This is a genomic window from Micromonospora sp. AKA38, assembly GCF_027925725.1.
Lineage (GTDB): Bacteria > Actinomycetota > Actinomycetes > Mycobacteriales > Micromonosporaceae > Micromonospora.
In genome coordinates this window covers 31,892-46,503 of sequence record NZ_BNEI01000004.1, presented here as the reverse complement: position 1 = coordinate 46,503, position 14,612 = coordinate 31,892, and the positions used below count along the sequence as shown (strand labels likewise).

At 72.6% G+C, this 14,612-nt stretch carries 11 protein-coding genes; 7 read left to right on the top strand and 4 right to left on the bottom strand.

Annotated features, from left to right (window positions below; translation table 11 throughout):
- Nucleotide 1: 1 nt before the first annotated feature.
- Nucleotides 2–1,060, bottom strand: coding sequence for a phosphatase PAP2 family protein (locus TPA0908_RS15845; protein ID WP_281938707.1), 1,059 nt, complete (start codon nt 1,058–1,060; stop codon nt 2–4).
- A 116-nt stretch (nt 1,061–1,176) separates the two neighbouring features.
- On the opposite strand from TPA0908_RS15845, the gene TPA0908_RS15840 reads away from it, so the two are divergent.
- Together TPA0908_RS15840 and TPA0908_RS15835 are read left to right on the top strand one after the other, a co-directional pair.
- Nucleotides 1,177–1,581 (top strand): thioesterase family protein, encoded by a 405-nt coding sequence (locus tag TPA0908_RS15840; RefSeq protein ID WP_281938705.1) that lies wholly within the window; start codon nt 1,177–1,179, stop codon nt 1,579–1,581.
- Nucleotides 1,578–2,408, top strand: a complete 831-nt coding sequence (locus TPA0908_RS15835; protein WP_281938703.1) for an MBL fold metallo-hydrolase — start codon at nt 1,578–1,580, stop codon at nt 2,406–2,408. Before TPA0908_RS15840 ends, TPA0908_RS15835 begins: the two co-directional genes overlap by 4 nt.
- Nucleotides 2,409–2,525: 117 nt before the next feature.
- Here the strand turns inward: TPA0908_RS15835 and TPA0908_RS15830 are convergent, their stop codons facing one another.
- Entirely contained in the window at nt 2,526–2,972 is a 447-nt protein-coding gene (locus tag TPA0908_RS15830) for a MarR family winged helix-turn-helix transcriptional regulator (RefSeq protein WP_281938702.1), read from the bottom strand.
- 80 nt (nt 2,973–3,052) lie between these two features.
- On the opposite strand from TPA0908_RS15830, the gene TPA0908_RS15825 reads away from it, so the two are divergent.
- Nucleotides 3,053–4,276, top strand: a complete 1,224-nt coding sequence (locus TPA0908_RS15825) for a multidrug effflux MFS transporter (RefSeq protein WP_281938700.1) — start codon at nt 3,053–3,055, stop codon at nt 4,274–4,276.
- 78 nt (nt 4,277–4,354) lie between these two features.
- Here the strand turns inward: TPA0908_RS15825 and TPA0908_RS15820 are convergent, their stop codons facing one another.
- Nucleotides 4,355–5,284, bottom strand: a complete 930-nt coding sequence (locus TPA0908_RS15820; protein ID WP_281938698.1) for a carbohydrate kinase family protein — start codon at nt 5,282–5,284, stop codon at nt 4,355–4,357.
- Nucleotides 5,285–5,613: 329 nt separating this feature from the next.
- Here TPA0908_RS15820 and TPA0908_RS15815 point away from each other — a divergent pair, with 329 nt between their 5' ends.
- Nucleotides 5,614–6,750: a lytic polysaccharide monooxygenase auxiliary activity family 9 protein gene (locus TPA0908_RS15815; RefSeq protein ID WP_374709220.1), complete on the top strand. Its 1,137-nt coding sequence runs from the start codon at nt 5,614–5,616 to the stop codon at nt 6,748–6,750.
- Between the two features lie 56 nt (nt 6,751–6,806).
- Here the strand turns inward: TPA0908_RS15815 and asnB are convergent, their stop codons facing one another.
- On the bottom strand, nt 6,807–8,768 hold the full coding sequence (gene asnB, locus TPA0908_RS15810; RefSeq protein WP_281938697.1) for an asparagine synthase (glutamine-hydrolyzing): 1,962 nt from the start codon (nt 8,766–8,768) through the stop codon (nt 6,807–6,809).
- Nucleotides 8,769–8,881: 113 nt separating this feature from the next.
- Between asnB and TPA0908_RS15805 the strand changes: the two genes are divergently transcribed.
- The 3 genes from TPA0908_RS15805 to TPA0908_RS15795 all read left to right on the top strand — a co-directional run bounded on the left by TPA0908_RS15805 (nt 8,882) and on the right by TPA0908_RS15795 (nt 14,578).
- On the top strand, nt 8,882–10,357 hold the full coding sequence (locus TPA0908_RS15805; protein ID WP_281938696.1) for an aminopeptidase P family protein: 1,476 nt from the start codon (nt 8,882–8,884) through the stop codon (nt 10,355–10,357).
- 235 nt (nt 10,358–10,592) lie between these two features.
- Nucleotides 10,593–12,230, top strand: coding sequence for a right-handed parallel beta-helix repeat-containing protein (locus TPA0908_RS15800; protein WP_281938694.1), 1,638 nt, complete (start codon nt 10,593–10,595; stop codon nt 12,228–12,230).
- Nucleotides 12,231–12,565: 335 nt separating this feature from the next.
- Complete coding sequence (locus TPA0908_RS15795) at nt 12,566–14,578, top strand: hypothetical protein (protein WP_281938692.1); 2,013 nt, start codon at nt 12,566–12,568, stop codon at nt 14,576–14,578.
- Nucleotides 14,579–14,612 lie beyond the last annotated feature (34 nt).

Here is a 14,612-nt window from a genome sequence, read left to right as displayed (position 1 = left end):
CTCAGCGGCGGTCGGCGGGCACCGCGTCCTGGTCGGCGGCGAGGGTGGTGTCCGGGCCGGCGGCCGGCGCGGTGACGCCGGTCACGGCGGCCGGCGTCCCGTCCCGGCGGGCCCGTCGGGCCCGCCACCAGCGCTCGGCCAGGCCGACCACGAGGAACGTCATCCCCACGTACGCCCAGCCGACCAGCACGTCGATCAGGTAGTGCTCGCCGCTGTACATCAGCGTGAACGTCATGGCCAGCGGGTACGCCAGCAGCAGCGGCCACCACCGCTTGCGCACCGAGCGGAGGAAGAACAGCACCACGAACAGCGCGAACGCGGTGTGCAGCGACGGCATGGCGGCCACCGGGTTGGAGGCGATCTGCCCGGCGTTGAGCAGGTTGCCCGCGCCGTGCATGCCGATCTCCTTCCAGCCCCGGGTGGAGATCCGGGCGACCTCGGTCAGCAGCCCGTTCTGGGCCGCCCACCACGGCGGGGCGGCCGGATAGACGAAGTAGGTGACCAGCCCGGCCGCGCACAGGAAGCCCCACCGGGTCATGTACCCGATCCAGCGCTGCCGGTTGCGCATCCAGAGCACCGCGGCGGCGGCCAGCGTGGCCACGAAGTGCGAGAAGTAGATCCAGCTCACCAGCACGTCCCACCAGCGCACCTGGCTCGGGTCGTAGAGGCGCTGCTGGAGCCAGACGGTCGGCACCTCACCGCCGGTGGCCCATCCGGTCAGGAACCGGTCGGCGACGATCAGCTCCATGGCGTGCGGGGTCGCGCCGTTGTCGGCGAACCCGCGGGACAGGTTGTACGCGGCGAGCAGCAGCACCACCGGGATCCAGTCCCGGGCGAAGCGCAGGTGGCTGCGCCACGGGCGGTTCGAGTTCCACGCGACGGTGCCGGCCCAGATCCAGAGGAACGCGTACGCCGGGTCGGTGGGCAGGCCGATGGCGAGCCAGGTGACGACGAAGGCGACGCTCCAGACAGCCATCGCGATCACGCGACGGCGCCCGCCGTCGGGGGAGGCGGTGGGTCCGGCGGGGGCGGGGGGCGGGGGATCTGTCAGCACGGCCATCGCCGACAAGGTTAACGGCGGGCGTCCGGCCGGCCGACGCCGACCGTCCGGGAAACGGTCCGGGCCGTCACCCGGACGCGGTACGACTCCGACCGCGCTGCACTAGGCTCGGCCGCATGCAGGAGCAGTCGGAGTCGCCCTTCGCACCGGGCCTGACCGCCCGCGTCGAGCTGACCGTCACGGACGCGGACACCGCCGAGGCGGTGGGTTCGGGGGACGTGCCGGTGCTCGGCACGCCCCGGGTGGTGGCGCTGGCCGAGGCGGCGACCGTGGCGGCCGTCGCGGCCCGGCTGCCGGCCGGGTCGACCACTGTCGGCGTCCGGGTCGAGCTGGAGCACCGGACGGCCACCCCGGTCGGGCGGACCGTGTCCGCGCACGCCGAGCTGGTGAAGGTGGACGGCCGCCGACTGGTCTTCGAGGTGACCGTCACGGACGGGCCCGCCGTGGCCGCGCAGGGGCGGGTGGAGCGGGCGCTCGTCGACCGGCGGCGCTTCGTCGAGCGGGCCGAGCGCACGCCGTGACCGTCCGCTTCACCGAGATCGCCGCCGGTGTGCACCTGCTGCGCGAGCCGCTGCTGCGGGTCAACGTGGTGCTGGTGGTCGGCGACGGCGCCGCGCTGCTGGTGGACACGCTCTCCACCGCCGGGCAGGCGCGGGAGCTGGCGTCGGCCGCCCGGGTGGTGACGCCGCACCCGTGGGTGATCGTCAACACCCATCACCACTTCGACCACTGCTTCGGCAACGCCACGCTGGCCGCCGAGCCGGGCACCGAGGTGTACGCGCACGCCCAGGCCGTCGCGGCGTTGCGCGACCAGCCCGACGCGCTGCGCCGGGCGGCGTACGAGGAGATGCGCGCCGAGCAGCCGGCGTTGGCCGAGGAGCTGGCGCGCACCGAGCTGCGGACGCCGACGCACGAGGTCCGCGAGGAGACGGTGCTGGACGTCGGCGGGCGGCGGGTGGTGCTGCGCCATCCCGGGCACGGGCACACCGACGCCGATCTGGTGGTGCACGTGCCGGACGCGGACGTGCTGGTGGCGGGCGACCTGGTGGAGCAGAGCGGGCCGCCGGCGTTCGAGGAGTCGTACCCGTTGCAATGGCCGGACGCGGTGGCCGACCTGCTGCGGCTGACCACGCCGGCCACCGTGGTGGTCCCGGGTCACGGCGAGCCGGTCGACGTGGCGTTCGTGCGCGAGCAGCACGCCCAGCTCGCCCGGCAGGCGTGGCTGATCCGGGCCGGTCACACCGGCAGCGCCCCGCCGGAGCGGGTGGCGGCGGAGTCGCCGTTCGGCGCCCGGCCCGGCCTGATCGCGGCGCGGCGCGGCTACGCCGAACTCGACGGCACGGCCTGATCGCCGCCCGGCACGAACCCGCCGAACTCGACGGCACGGCCTGATCGCCGCCCGGCTCGGCCTGGTCTCGACGGCACGGCCGGAGGCGGTCCGCCGATCCCCGGTCCCCGGCCCCGGTCAGGGGCGGGCGCGCAGCGCGATGAGCAGCGCGTCGAGGTGCGGGGCGGCGGCCAGCACGGCAGTCCGGGCCACCGGGTCCAGCTCGGCGAGCGCCTCGGCGAGCAGCGCGGCGCGGTGGACCTCGTGGTCGGCCATCCGTCGACGGGCGGCCTCGGTGAGGCGCAGCCGGATCACCCGGCGGTCGGCGGGGTCGCGGTCGCGGACCAGCAGCCCGGCGTCGGTGAGGTCGCGGACCAGTGTGCTGACCGTGTTCGGCGCGGTGCCGAGCCGCCGGGCCACCTCCTTGCCGCTGATCCCCGGCGTGGCCCGGACCAGCAGGAGCACCTCCACCTGCGCCTCGGGCAGCGGCTCCCGGTCGGCGCGGGCGACGGTCCGGCGGCGCAGCAGCCGGTGCAGCTCCCCCAGCCCCGCGCCGAACCGCGCGATCTCCTCGTCGCCCGCCACCGGGTCACCTGCTTCACATCGCAACAGTTCTGACTACAGAGCTAAGGTAACCCGGACCACCGGATCCAGGGGGACCTCTCGTGCACCAGACCGTGCGGCCCGCCGCGCGCCCACCCGTCGACCGACCCGCCGGACGGGGCGGCGGCGTGAGCCTGCTGGTGCTGCTCGGCACGCTCACCGCGATCGGCCCGCTCTCGCTGGACATGTACCTCCCGGCGTTCCCGGCGATGACCCGCGAACTCGACGCCGACCAGGCCGGCATCCAACTCTCGTTGACCACCTGCCTGATCGGCCTGGCGCTCGGTCAACTGGTCACCGGCCCGCTCAGCGACCGCTGGGGGCGACGCCGGCCGGTCCTGGTCGGCGTCGTCGCGTACGCCGTGCTGGCGCTGGCCTGCGCCGCGGCGCCGAGCGCCCCGCTGCTGGCCGCCGCGCGGTTCGCCCAGGGGCTGGCCGGCGGTACGGGCATCGTGGTGGCCCGCGCGGTCGTCCGTGACCTCTACGCCGGTCGGGACGCCGCGAAGTACTTCTCCCGGCTCACCCTGGTCTTCGGGGTGGCGCCGGTGGCCGCGCCGAGCGTCGGCAGCCTGGTGCTGCGGTTCGGCTCTTGGCGGGCGGTCTTCCTCACCCTGGCCGTCATCGGGGCGGTGCTCGCCGTGGCGGTCGCGCTGCGCCTGCCGGAGACGCTGCCGGCCGAGCGCCGCAGCACCGGCGGCCTCGCCGCCACCGCGCGGACCATGCGCGCGCTGGCCGGTGACCGGGTCTACCTCGGGTACGCGCTGACCCAGGGCTTCGCGTTCGCCGGCCTGTTCGCGTACATCTCGGGGTCGTCGTTCGTGTTCCAGGACGTCTTCGGCGTCTCGGCGGTCGGGTTCGCCGTGGTCTTCGGCGTCAACTCGCTCGCGCTGATCGCCACCGGGCAGGCGAACGCCCGGCTGCTCGACCGGTTCAGCCCGCGCCGGCTGCTGGTCACCACGCTCGCGGTCAGCCTGGTCGCCGCGCTCGGCGTGCTGACCGGCGCGCTCACCGGCAGCCTCGCCGGCACCGCGGTGGCGCTGTTCGTGTTCGTCGGGTCGCTGGGCATGGTGATGCCGAACAGCACCGCGCTGGCGCTGGACGCGCACGCCCGGCACGCCGGCACCGCCGCCGCGCTGATGGGCGGCATCCAGTCGGTGGTCGGCGCGCTCGCCGCGCCCCTGGTCGGTCTCGGTGGCGAGGGCAGCGCCCTCCCGATGGCCGTGGTCCTGACCGGCGCCGCCGCACTCGCCCTGCTGGCCGTCCGCGCGCTCGCCCGCCCCCGCTGATCTCCGGCGCGGGCCGCCCAGCCGGCGTTAACAGGGGCCCCCGCCTCTACCGGAGGCGTTAACCGGGGGCCCCGCCTTTCACGCGAAGCGGGCGGTGACGGCGGCGCGGGTGGGCATGGCGGTGGCGCCGCCGGGGGACTCGCAGACCAGCCCGGCGACCCGTAGGGCGAAGGCGACCCGGTCGCGCCAGCCGCGCGCGTCGGCCGGCTCGCCGGCGGCGAGCAGCTCCGCCACCAGCGCGCCCATCACCGAGTCACCGGCGCCGGTGGCGTCCACCGCGTCGACAGTCGGCGCGGGCACACGCACCACCTCGTCGGCGGCGGCGACCAGCGCGCCGTCCGCGCCGAGCGTGACCACGACGGTGGTCGCGCCCAACTCCCGCAGGTACGCGGCGACGCCCTCGACCGGCTCGTCCGGATAGAGCACCCGGGCGTCCGCGCTGCTCAGCTTCACGAGGTGCGCCGCGGCGGCGAACTCGGCGACCACCCCGCGCAGCCCGTCCAGCGCGCCGGGCGCGGTGAGCAGGCTCGGGCGCACGTTCGGGTCGAACACGCGCAGCCCGCCGGCGATCGACCAGGCCCGACGCGCGGCGGCCAGCACCGGCGGGTCGAGCAGCACGATCGAGCCGCAGTAGAGCACGTCCGCGCCCTCGACCAGGGCCACGTCGAGGTCGTCCGGGCCGAGCAGGGCGTACGAGCGCGGCTCGCCGTAGAAGCGGAACTCCGGCTCGGGGCCGGCGAAGGTGGCCACGGCCAGCGCGGTCGGGGCCGGCACGGTCACCGCCCCGGCCACGCCCACCCCGGCGTCGGTGAGGAAGGCGCGGACCCGGCCGGCGAGCGCGTCGTCGCCGAGCGACCCGACGAACTGCACGTCCCCGCCGAGCCGGGCGATCGCCACCGACACGTTGAGCGGCCCGCCGCCGACCGCCTGCCGGTAGACGGGCGCCCCGTCGTGCTCGGCGTCGAGCAGGTCGACGAGCGCCTCGCCGAGCACCACCGCGTACCCCATGCCTGCTCCTCCCGGTTGTCCTCCCCCGATCCTGGCGCATGCCGGGAACCGGCGCGACGGAACCCCGACGCATCGACCGGCGGCTATTGCATGCGGCGGTCGGACGTGATGGGATTGCGCTGACGGGAGGGCGCGGTGGGCTGCCGCGCCGCCGGGTCGAGCCGACGCGAGGGGCATCCGCGGTCCGTGGCACGGACCGCAGGCAGTGCGCGTTCCCCGACGGCCCCGGCCGCACGCCGACCGCCGGGCGCGGGCACCGCGATCGTCGCATCCGCTCGTCGCAGCGGGGCAGGCCGAGGGTGGGCCGCTCCGCGAGTCAGGAGATCCCCGTGCACCGATCCCGTACGGCCGCGCTCGTCACCGCGGCCCTCACCCTGGCCGTGGGCGCGTTCGCCCTGGCCAGCGGGCCCGACCCGGCCGCCGCGCACGGCGCGGCGATGACGCCGGGCGCCCGCACCTACCTGTGTTGGAAGGACGGCCTCACCGGCACCGGTGAGATCCGGCCGAACAACCCCGCCTGCTCGGCGGCGGTCGCCCAGAACGGGGCGAACTCGCTCTACAACTGGTTCAGCGTGCTGCGCTCCGACGCGGGCGGCCGGACCACCGGGTTCATCCCCGACGGCAAGCTGTGCAGCGGCGGCAACCCGAACTTCAGCGGCTACGACGCGGCCCGCAACGACTGGCCGATCACGCACCTGACGGCCGGGCGGTCGATGGAGTTCCGCTACAGCAACTGGGCGCACCACCCGGGCACGTTCTACTTCTACGTCACCAAGGACAGTTGGAGCCCGACCCGGGCGCTGGCCTGGAGCGACCTGGAGGAGCAGCCGTTCCTCCAGGTGACCAACCCGCCGCAGAGCGGCGCGGTCGGCACCAACGACGGGCACTACTACTTCAACGGCACGCTGCCGAGCAACAAGAGCGGCCGGCACATCATCTACTCGCGGTGGGTCCGCTCGGACAGCCAGGAGAACTTCTTCGGCTGCTCGGACGTGACGTTCGACGGCGGCAACGGCGAGGTGACCGGCATCGGCTCGGGCAACAACCCCACGCCGACGCCGACCAGCCCGACCCCGACCCCGACCAACCCGACGCCGACGCCCACCAGCCCGACGCCGACGCCGACGCCGACCGGCCCCACGCCGACGCCGACCATGCCGGCCGGCAACTGCATGGCGGTCTACAAGGTGGTCAGCGCCTGGGGCGGTGGCTTCCAGGGCGAGGTCATGATCATGAACCACAGCACCCGCACGTACAGCGGGTGGACCGCGAGCTGGACCTGGCCCAGCGGCCAGACCATCAACCAGGTGTGGAACGGCACGCTGAGCGGCAGCGGGGCGTCGGTGACGGTCACCAACGCCGCGTACAACGGCAGTGTCGCGCCGGAGGGCACCACCACGTTCGGCTTCACCGCGAACTTCTCGGGCCAGAACACCCTGCCCACGGTCACCTGTACCGGCCGGTGACATCGCACTGAGAAGGGCCCCCGGCAGCGCGCCGGGGGCCCTTCGTCACGCCCGCATCAGCGGACCATGCTGCCCACGACCGGCTTGGTGAGCAGCGCCGACTGGTTGCGCTGGATGCCCGGGTCGAGCGTCTTCGCCACGAAGATCGCGTGCCAGACGCAGAAGATCAGCACGGTCCACACCTTGCGGGAGTGGTCGGCCTCCTCCCGCTTGTGCTCGTCGAGCAGGCGCATCGCGTACGACAGGTCGATCAGGTCGCCCGCACCGGAGGTGGCCAGCACGTGCCGGGCCCACTCGTACATCTCGCCGCGCAGCCAGACCCGGGTCGGGGTGGGGAAGCCCAGCTTCTTGCGGTTGACGATGGCCGGCGGCACGACGCCCTGCAACGCCTGGCGCATGGCGTACTTGGTGGCCTCGGAGCGCGGCGGCAGCTTCAGGTCGACCGGGATGCCGGCGGCGACGTTGAACACCTCCCGGTCCAGGAACGGCACCCGGACCTCCAGCGAGTGCGCCATCGAGATCCGGTCCGCCTTGACCAGGATGTCGCCGCGCAGCCAGGTGTAGAGGTCGACGTACTGCATCTTGGTGACGTCGTCCAGCTCGGTGCACTCGGCGTAGATCGGCGCGGTCACGTCGGTGTAGCGCACCGACGGGTCGTACCGGCGCAGCAGGTGCTGCTTCTCCTCCTCGGTGAACATCCGGGCGTTGCCGTAGTAGCGCTGCTCGATCGGCGTGGTGCCGCGCTCCAGGAAGCTCTTGCCCTTGACGCCCTGCGGGATGGCCTTGGAGACGGCCCGCAGGCCCTTCTGCACGCCGTCCGGGAGACCGTTGACCGAGCTGAGCGAGAGCGGTTCCCGATAGATCGTGTAGCCGCCGAAGAACTCGTCCGCGCCCTCGCCGGAGAGCACCACGGTGACGTGCTCGGCGGCCTTCTTCGCCACGAAGTAGAGCGGCACCAGGGCCGGGTCGGCCACCGGGTCGTCCAGGTGCCAGACGATCTTCGGCAACGCGTCGATCATGTCCTGCGGCCCGATCTTGGTCGGGATGGTGGTCACGTCGAGGTGCCGGGCCGAGTCCTGGGCCACGTCGATCTCGGAGTAGCCGGGCACGTCGTACCCGACCGTGAAGGTGAGGATGTTCGGGTTGAACTCGCGGGCCAGCGCCACCACGGCGGTGGAGTCGATGCCGCTGGACAGGAACGAGCCGACCGGCACGTCCGAGCGCATGTGCATCCGGACGCTCTCCCGCAGCGTCTCCCGGATCTCGTGGTAGAGCTTCTGCTCGTCGGTCACCGGGGCCGGGCGGAACACCGGCCGGTACCAGCGGCGCACGTCGATCCGGCCGTCCGGGGTCCAGGTGAGGTACTCCCCCGACCCGATCCGGCTGATCCCCTTGTGCAGCGTGCCCGGCTCCGGGACGTACTGGAGGGTCAGGTAGTGGCTCAGGTTCGCCGTGTCGATCCCGGCGTCGCCCTGGTAGGCGGAGTGCGCGAACGGCAGCAGCGCCTTCTTCTCCGAGGCGAGGTAGAGGCCGTCGGCGGTCTGGAGGTAGTGCAGCGGCTTGATGCCGAAGTAGTCGCGGGCGCCGAAGGCTCGCCGCTCCTGCCGGTCCCAGATCACGAACGCGAACATGCCGCGCAGCTTGGTGAGCACCCGCTCACCCCAGTAGTGGTAGCCGGCGACGATCACCTCGCCGTCGCCGTTGGTGGCGAACTGGGCGCCGTAGTCGCGGATCAGCTCGTCGCGCAGCTCGATGTAGTTGTAGATCTCGCCGTTGAACGTGAGCAGGTAACGACCGCCCGCGTAGGGCAGGGGTTCGTGGCTGAGCGCCACGTCGATGATCGCCAGCCGCTTGTGCGCGAACACACCGTCCGCGTACCGGCCGGAGGCGTCGCCGACCACCTCGACCCCGGTCTCGTCCGGGCCACGGTGGTGCAGGCACTCCAGTGCGCCGGCGATGTTGTCGCGGTGGGCGGCGGCGTCACCGCGCGCGCTGAAGAAGGCCAGGAGTCCGCACATGCCGGCCATCTTTCCACGCGCCGGAAGCCGCCGTCGCGGCACCGCAGGCACTCCCCGCTGACGTGTGCGCGGTACCGTCGGGACCAGCGATGGGGCTCAGGGAGGGGCGGATCATGACCGAGGAGCGGACGCAACAGGGCAAAGCGGCGGACGGCACGGAGTCGCACGACCCCGACTTCCCGGAGGCGTTCCTGACGTTCATGCGGCAGGGCTGGCGGGACACCGAACTGCCGGTCGCACCCCGCCCGGAGGTGCCCAACCACGCCAAACGACGGGCCGCGCTGGCCGAGGCGTTCCCGGGCGAGACGCTCGTCATCCCCACCGGCAACGAGAAGGTCCGCGCCAACGACACCGAGCACCGGTTCCGGCCGGGCAGCGACTTCGCGTACCTGACCGGCGACCTGGAGCCCGACAGCGTCCTCGTGCTGCGGCCGGGCGGCGAGGCCACGCTCTACATGCGGCCCCGGTCGTCCCGGGTGACCGACGAGTTCTTCCGCAGCCGGCACGGTGAGCTGTGGGTGGGTCGCCGGCCGACGCTGCGCGAGAAGTCGACCGAGCTGGGCCTGCCGACCGCCGACCTGAGCGAGCTGGACGCGGCGCTGGCCGAGCTGGCCCCGGGGCGCACCCGGGTGCTGCGCGGCTTCGACGCCCGGGTGGACGCCGCCGTGCGCCGGTACGACGGCGCACGCGCCGAGGGCCAGCCGGGCCGCGACCGGGAGTTGGCCATCGCGATCTCCGAGCTGAAGCTGGTCAAGGACGAGTGGGAGATCGCCCAGCTCCAGGAGGCGTGCGACGCCACGGTGCGCGGCTTCGAGGACGTGGCCCGCGCGCTGCCGGCCGACCGGCCGATCTCCGAGCGGCTGCTGGAGGGGCTGTTCGCGCTGCGGGCCCGGCACGACGGCAACGACGTCGGCTACGGCTCGATCGTCGGGGCCGGCGAGCACGCCACGATCCTGCACTGGGTGCACAACCACGGCGCCACCCGCCCGGGTGACCTGCTGCTGATGGACATGGGCGTGGAGAACCGCAACCTCTACACCGCCGACGTCACCCGGGTGCTGCCGGTCGACGGCCGGTTCACGCCGCTGCAACGTCAGGTCTACGACGCGGTCCACGCCGCCCAGCAGGCCGGCATCGACATGTGCAAGCCGGGGGTGGGGTTCCGCGACGTCCACCTGGCGTCGATGCGGGTGCTCGCCGAGGCGCTCAAGGACCTGGGGCTGCTGCCGGTGAGCGTGGACGAGGCGATGGATCCGGCCTCGACGGTCTACCGCCGCTGGACGCTGCACGGCACCAGCCACATGCTCGGCATCGACGTGCACGACTGCGCGAACGCGCGCAAGGAGACGTACCGCGACGGGCCGCTCGGCGAGGGGTACGTGCTCACCGTCGAGCCCGGTCTCTACTTCCAGCCGGAGGACGAGCTGGTCCCCGAGGAGCTGCGCGGCATCGGCGTCCGGATCGAGGACGACATCCTGGTCACCGCCGACGGCCCGGTTAACCTCTCGGCCGGGCTGCCGCGTGCCTCGGGCGAGGTGGAGACCTGGCTGGCCGAGCAGCGCGAGGCGGGCCCGCGCCTGCCGGGCTGATCCACCGACCGTTCGTCTCATCGGCCCCGTGACGCCTGCCGCGTCGCGGGGCCGATGCCGTTGGTGTCGCCGCCGTCCTTCAACGACCTTTATGCGGGCTTTCTTCGGATACACGCCTCTCGCGAGGATCCTTCTCCTACGGTGTGGTTCAGGGGCTGCAACCGTTTTGTAGCTTTTCGTGCGGCCCATGGCGGTACGACCCGTTCGAGGAGACACCGAAGGGTGGAGGGCGCGCATGTCCCACGACATAACGGCACCCGAGGGCGGGGCGCCGACCGTGGCCCCGCCGGCGAACAGGCGGCGGGCACTCTGGGTCGCCACCGGCGTGGCCGGGCTGACCGGGGTCGTCGGGCTGGCGGCGCTGGGTGGCCTCGCCGCCCGAAACGACAGGGCCGGCGATCCGGAACGGGTGGCGGAGAACCGCCCCGCCGCACCGCGGGAGGCCGGCGACCACCCGCCCGCCGCCGACCCGAAGGGTGGGGACGGGCCCGACGGGGAGGGCCAGGACCGCGGCGAGTGGGGCGGCGAGGACGAGCACGGCAAGGCCCGCGAGGTTCCCTGCGACGACGACGCCCTGGTCGACGCACTCGAACTGACCAACCGCGACCACGGCGGCACCCTCAAGCTCGCCGAGAACTGCACCTACGAACTCGGCGTCAAGGACCGCAAGGTCGGCGGCGGCCTGCCCGAGATCACCCAGGACGTCACCATCAAGGGCAACGGCTCCACCATCAAACGCGACGCCGAGGACACCTTCCGCATCTTCCGCGTCGCCGACGGCGGCCACCTCACCCTTGACGACCTGACCGTCTCCGGCGGAAACGCCTCGGTGTCCGCGTACCCGGGTCGACCGGCGACGACGGGCCCGGCGGACACGGACGGAGAACAGGGCGCCGGTGACGGCGGCGCGCTGCTTGTCGAGCGCGGCGGCAAGGCCCACCTCCGGCGGGTCGATCTCACCCGCAACAACGCCGAGCACGACGGCGGCGCGGTGGCCAACTTCGGCCGGGTGTGGCTCACCGACAGCACGGTCCGGCGCAACCACGCGCAGGGCGACGGTGGCGGCGTCTTCAACCGGGGCCTTCTGACCATCGAGAAGTCGCAGGTCGACGACAACACCGCCGCCGGCAGCGGCGGCGGCGTCGCCAACGGCAACGACGTCGGCGTGCGGCACGGTACGGGCCGCACCGGGACGCCGACCGGTCCCGGCCGCGACCGCGGCGTCGTGGAGATCGCCGGGGCGTGGGACGGCAAGGAGGGCGAGGGCTCCTCGCTGTCGGACAACCGCGCCGGACGCAACGGCGGCGGCCTGTTCAGCAGCGGCGGCTACCTCACCGTCTCCTTCACCCACATCACCGGCAACACCGCCTGCGAGAACGGCGGCGGCATCTACGCCGAGAACACCGACCTCGACCTCGACAAGGTCGTCGTCGCCAACAACCACGCCGACGGCGACGGCGGCGGCATGCTGGCCACCGGCGGCAGCGCCACGATCGCCGACAGCGTCGTCGTCGACAACACCGCCAACCGCTTCGGCGGCGGCATCTACAACGGCGAGTGGCTCGTCAAGATCGAAGACGGCTTCCTCACCCGCGACCACGACGAGGACGACAACGCCGCCCTCACCCTGCGCAACACCGTCATCAAGGGCAACACCGCCCTCAACGGCGGCGGCATCTTCAACAACAAGGCCACCATCACCCTGACCAAGACCCACGTCACCAAGAACACCGCCACCGACACCAGCAAGCTGCACCGCGTCGCCGGCGGCATCCTCAACAACGAAGGACACGTCAAGCTCGACGACGAATCCCTCATCAGCGACAACGACCCCACCAACTGCGCCAACACCGTCAAGGACTGCTTCAACTGATCGCACCACCACATAACCGGGAGCCCTCCTTCCGCCCCGCCGGGCGGAAGGAGGGCTACCAACCCGCCGGCTGTCGGGGGGTCGCACCCGCCCGGAGGTCGCCACGTCGGGCAAAACGGCGTCGAGCGACCTTGTGGGCACCATCGGGTCATCCCGCCCTCGCTGCGCCAGCCCGCCCCACCCGCACCCTTATGCGGGTTTTTTTCGTATCTGGCCACGAGGCGAACAAAGCTCTCATAAGTTCGTCTTCACCAGCTACAACCGATTTGTAGCGAAGGCCGCCTCGCCGTGGCGAAGCGACCTTGTCAGGTACAAGGAGAGGGCAGAGAGCTCCGATGTCCAACTACCTTCGCAATAACAATGACGCCACCACCCGCGAGACCAGTTCCCCGCTCCGGCGCCGCCGGCTCTGGCTCGCCACCGGCGTCGTGGGCCTGACCGGAGCGGTCAGCCTCGCAGGCGTTGCCTACGCGACCACCGGGGTGACCGGTCCGCACCGGCTCGCCGACGTGAAGTGGTCGACCGCGCAGCAGCTCAACGACGGCGACCACGGCGGCGAGGCCACCGAGGACGAGCACGGCAAGGACGAGCACGGCAAGGACGGCAAGGACGAGCACGGCCAGGAAGGCCGGGACCGGGGTGAGTGGGGCCAGGACCGCGGCGAGTGGGGCGGCGAGGACGAGCACGGCAAGGCCCGCGAGGTTCCCTGCGACGACGACGCCCTGGTCGACGCGCTCGAACTGACCAACCGCGACCACGGCGGCACCCTCAAGCTCGCCGAGAACTGCACCTACGAACTCGGCGTCAAGGACCGCAAGGTCGGCGGCGGCCTGCCCGAGATCACCCAGGACGTCACCATCAAGGGCAACGGCTCCACCATCAAACGCGACGCCGAGGACACCTTCCGCATCTTCCGCGTCGCCGACGGCGGCCACCTCACGCTCAAGGACCTGACCGTCAAGGGTGGGAACGCGTCCGGGTTCAAGTACCCGGGCGGCCCGGCGTCGGTGGCGCCCTCGGCGGCGAACGGCTCGGCGACCCTGCCGGCCCCCGTCGCCCCGGCGCAGCCGGCGGTCGCGGGTGCGTCGGCCGCCACCGCGGCCCAGTCCGCCACCGCACCGGCGCAGCCCGCTCCGGTGGCGGCGCAGGTGGCACCGGCGCAGGCCACGACCGCGTCCGTCACCGCGCCGGCCCAGGCCGCCACCGCCGGCGCGGCCCAGGCCGCACCGGTTGCGGCCCAGGCCGCCACCACGGCGGCGACCGGGACCACGGTCTCGGGCCCGGCCGACGAGGAGGAGAAGCGGAACGAGGGTGACGGCGGCGCGCTCCTGGTCGAGCGCGGTGGCAGCGCCCACCTGTCCAACGTCAAGCTCACCGACAACAACGCCGAGCACAACGGCGGCGCGGTGGCCAACTACGGCCGGGTGTGGCTGGAGGACAGCAAGGTCGTCAACAACCACGCCCAGGGCGACGGTGGCGGCGTCTTCAACCGCGGCATCCTCAAGGTCGAGGAGACCAAGGTCGACGACAACACCGCCGGCGGCAACGGCGGCGGCATCGCCAACGGCAGCGGGCTCGCCGGCAAGCACGGCGCCGACGCCGCGGAGCTGAAGAGCTACGTCCCGTCGGGCAAGCACGACGAGGCCGGCACGGTCGAGATCATCGGTTCCGACCACGGCAAGAACGGTGGCAAGGAGGGCGAGAACTCCTCGCTGTCGGACAACCGCGCCGGGCGCAACGGTGGCGGCCTGTTCAGTAGCGGCGGCTACGTCACCGTCTCCTTCACCCACATCACCGGCAACACCGCCTGCGAGAACGGCGGCGGCATCTACGCCGAGAACACCGACCTCGACCTCGACAAGGTCGTCGTCGCCAACAACCACGCCGACGGCGACGGCGGCGGCGTGGTCACCACCGGCGGCAAGCACTGGGGCTACCCCAACACCAAGGACCAGGGCAGCGCCACGATCGCCGACAGCGTCATCGTCGACAACACCGCCAACCGCTTCGGCGGCGGCATCTACAACGGCGAGTGGCTCGTCAAGATCGAAGACGGCTTCCTCACCCGCGACCACGACGAGGACGACAACGCCGCCCTCACCCTGCGCAACACCGTCATCAAGGGCAACACCGCCCTCAACGGCGGCGGCATCTTCAACAACAAGGCCACCATCACCCTGACCAAGACCCACGTCACCAAGAACACCGCCACCGACACCAGCAAGCTGCACCGCGTCGCCGGCGGCATCCTCAACAACGAAGGACACGTCAAGCTCGACGACGAATCCCTCATCAGCGACAACGACCCCACCAACTGCGCCAACACCGTCAAGGACTGCTTCAACTGACCTGACGGACCCGGGGTACGGACCGGCCCTCCAG